Origin of the sequence: Methylobacterium sp. J-026, from assembly GCF_022829585.1 — a bacterium.
Lineage (GTDB): Bacteria > Pseudomonadota > Alphaproteobacteria > Rhizobiales > Beijerinckiaceae > Methylobacterium.
The window spans coordinates 1-2,783 of record NZ_JAKSYC010000004.1 but is presented as its reverse complement, the minus strand read 5'-3'; the positions used below and the strand labels follow the sequence as shown (position 1 = coordinate 2,783).

5 protein-coding genes are annotated in these 2,783 nt (G+C 63.7%); 3 read left to right on the top strand and 2 right to left on the bottom strand.

The features are described from left to right. Window positions 1-232: 232 nt before the first annotated feature. Both MKK69_RS00070 and MKK69_RS00065 read left to right on the top strand, forming a co-directional pair. Window positions 233-562 carry a DUF3761 domain-containing protein gene (locus MKK69_RS00070; protein WP_313900808.1) on the top strand — a complete coding sequence of 110 codons (330 nt, stop codon included), beginning with the start codon at window positions 233-235 and terminating at the stop codon, window positions 560-562. 259 nt (window positions 563-821) lie between these two features. After that, window positions 822-1,064 (top strand): hypothetical protein, encoded by a 243-nt coding sequence (locus MKK69_RS00065; RefSeq protein ID WP_243964590.1) that lies wholly within the window; start codon window positions 822-824, stop codon window positions 1,062-1,064. Window positions 1,065-1,249: 185 nt separating this feature from the next. On the opposite strand, the gene MKK69_RS00060 is transcribed toward MKK69_RS00065, so the two are convergent. After that, window positions 1,250-1,423 carry a hypothetical protein gene (locus MKK69_RS00060; protein ID WP_243964589.1) on the bottom strand — a complete coding sequence of 58 codons (174 nt, stop codon included), beginning with the start codon at window positions 1,421-1,423 and terminating at the stop codon, window positions 1,250-1,252. A gap of 459 nt (window positions 1,424-1,882) precedes the next feature. Here MKK69_RS00060 and MKK69_RS00055 point away from each other — a divergent pair, with 459 nt between their 5' ends. Continuing rightward, window positions 1,883-2,296, top strand: coding sequence for a hypothetical protein (locus MKK69_RS00055; RefSeq protein ID WP_243964594.1), 414 nt, complete (start codon window positions 1,883-1,885; stop codon window positions 2,294-2,296). A gap of 159 nt (window positions 2,297-2,455) precedes the next feature. On the opposite strand, the gene MKK69_RS00050 is transcribed toward MKK69_RS00055, so the two are convergent. Further along, window positions 2,456-2,783 (bottom strand): hypothetical protein (locus MKK69_RS00050; protein ID WP_243964588.1); only part of this gene is annotated, 328 nt, incomplete at its 5' end.

Genomic DNA, 2,783 nt, shown 5'->3' with positions numbered 1-2,783 from the left:
TGGTTGCCCCAGTGCGGATGATGCGGCGCCATCGTATGCGGCGGCCCTCGATGACCTGGGTCCAGAGGCGAGGGTCGCGGCGCTGAGACACTGCATCATTCGCAGTTGCTGCAACGAAGCCCCGCCGGCCTAACCGCGCGGGGCTTTTTCATTTCGGGGTGTGTGGTCGGCACAACGGACGTCCGATACGATCGCGGATACTGCATCCGCCGGAGTGAATATAGCTCGGAGCATGCAGATGAAGTTCAGGCTGGTCGCGGTAGCGCTATTCGGCGCGGCGCTGACGGGGTCCATCAGCGATGCTGTGGCGCGCGGCGCGTGTCCCGTGTTCACCGATGATGAGGCACGCGGCCGACCCAGCTACCGCAACAGCGACGGATGCGTCATCCCAGTTCCTGAGAATCTCAATCCGAAGTCAGGGGGCGCGTGCGAGAAGCCGCGTGATGCGACAGCCCGCTGTCGCGATGGCGATTGGAGTTTCAGCCAGCATCGCCAGTGGACCTGCTCGCACCATGGCGGAGTCGACTGCTGGACGTCAGCCAATCAGTCTTGCTGCTCGTAGTTTTCAGCCCGCCCAGTTCGCCGGCGCGGGCTTTTTTGTACCCCGGATCCCCCGCAAGTAACATCCGGCACGGGGCATCTGCACCGTCCGACAACGCGCATCCCCCTTAGATCCAAGAGACACCCGCCTCGCGCAGAACTAGCTATGCACCCGAAGCGGGACCGGCAGCTCGTTCGCTGCAGCGCACGCTTCCGTGATTTGTAGACAGTTGTATGCAAACCTACGGTCGTGCCTTTAGAACCAGCCTAGGGCCCGGGGCATGGATGATACGGCGCAGGCTTTGTCGATGATTGCCGACGCGCTCGGCATCTCGATTGAGACCCTCCGGGTAGCCCGACAGCTGAACGATGCCAAAGGCTTGAGCCTGTCTGAGAATGCTGAGTTGATCCGAGCGTTCGAGAAAATCGAGGATGTAGCCGTTCGGCGCCGCGTTATCAGCTACGTGCAGGGTGAAGCCAATCGAGCCGCCTTAAGGGCGGTAGGTCGGACCCTGGGGGGATAATTCTGTTTAACCACCACATCCTGCCGCGTTGCGTATCGGCTCACACGCCGGTGAGATCGGACGCTCCCCCGTCCCGTAATCTGATCGGCGCGAGGCCGAGCGACCGAGGGCTATGGCGCGGTCGGATGCGCCGACATGACGGCGGCGGCCAGCACCGTCCGAAACGCCTTCTCATGTGGTCCTGATCAGTCCACCGCCGCGAAGGCCGGTGTGGCGTTCACGAGAGCTGCGATGTCCACGCTGTGGCCGCTGTCGAAGCGGTAGGGGCCAGCCATCGGATCTCGCAGGTAGACATCGATCGCCGCGACGATCTCCTGGCTGGTGACGACGCCTGCCTTGCGCAGGTCCGCAAGGGTCAAAGGTCCTGCCGGCATAGTCGCGCTGAACACTCCCTAACGTTGACTTAACCGTCCCGCCCACATGCCGGGCGCGCGGCCGGTCAGGGCGGATACGGATCCGCCCGAGGTCAGCTGGCAAGACGAGGCCCTGGAAAACTCCGAGCAGCGCAGGCGCGATTTGCTCGATTGCGGCGTGGATTGACGCGCTGGATGGCGAGCGCAATCAGGCAACGATAGATCGAATCAGTAGTGGAACTCTTGTTCGTTCCATCGTATTGACCCGACAACTGCATCAAGCGACACCGCCCCGTATTGCTCGATGCAGAAGCGCCCGGCCCAGGATCATCTCCCCTGGGTCGGGCTTTTTTGTCTATCAGCAACACATTGATACAAAACTGCGACGCCGTGGGTATTTCACAGGCGGATCGATTTTGCGGTTGCCCAGGTTATTTGGTGACGACATGGATAGGAGATGATCCTGTGAAACGTCTTGCTCTCGCTTCAACGGCGCTGCTGGCCGCCATCGCCTTCGTGCCGACCGGCGCTGATGCCCGCGGCTTCGGCGGTGGTGGCTTCCACGGTGGGGGGTTTGGTGGCGGTGGCTTCCGCGGCGGCGGCTATGGTGGCGGTTTCCGCGGCGCTGGCTTCCGCGGGGGATACGGCGGTTACGGCCGAGGATATGGCTATGGCCGCGGTTATGGCTACGGCGGCTACGGTCTGGGTCTGGGCCTGTTGACCGGTGCAGCTGTCGGATACGGCCTCGCTGGCGGCTACGGGTATCCCTACGGCGGTTATGGATATGGCTACGGCGGGTATGCTCCGGTGGGCTACTACGGCGGACCCTACGGCTACTACCGCCGCCCGTACGGCTACTACGGTGGGTACGGATACTGAGCCCGACACAATCATACGGTACACCCGGTCGTAACCGGGTTCTGTCATCCTGCTGATGGGCCGCGTTGCGTATCGGCCCGACCGCGGGTGAGATCGGACGCTCCCCCGCCCCGTGATCAGATCGGGGCGGGGCCGAGCGGAGCATTCGATGCGGGAAGGCTACTCCGATTTCCGGTGTCCGCGCCCGTGCTGCTCCTTTTCGGCGCCGGCCGCAGCCGCAGCCTCTTTCTCAGCCTTGCCCACTGTCGCCGAGCTCGTGGCCGCGTCGCTGGTCCCGCCTGCCGGTGCATTCGATGCCGCCGACTTGGGATGCCCCTTGCCCTCGGTCGTCGACTCCGCTTTCCCGCCTTCGAGAACCTCAGGGTGGCCTGCGTTGGCCTTTGCGCTCCCGGCCTCTTGGACCTCGGCGGCCTTCTGTTCCTGGGCGCTCATCGTGCTGTGGCGCTGGCCATCGCCGTGCTGTCCCTTGGCTGGGTTCGACATCGTG

Bases quoted from the DNA above. Each gene is read 5' to 3' on its own strand.
- MKK69_RS00070 (WP_313900808.1), top strand. From the start codon at position 233: ATGCAGATGAAGTTCAGGCTGGTCGCGGTAGCGCTATTCGGCGCGGCG.
- MKK69_RS00065 (WP_243964590.1), top strand. From the start codon at position 822: ATGGATGATACGGCGCAGGCTTTGTCGATGATTGCCGACGCGCTCGGC.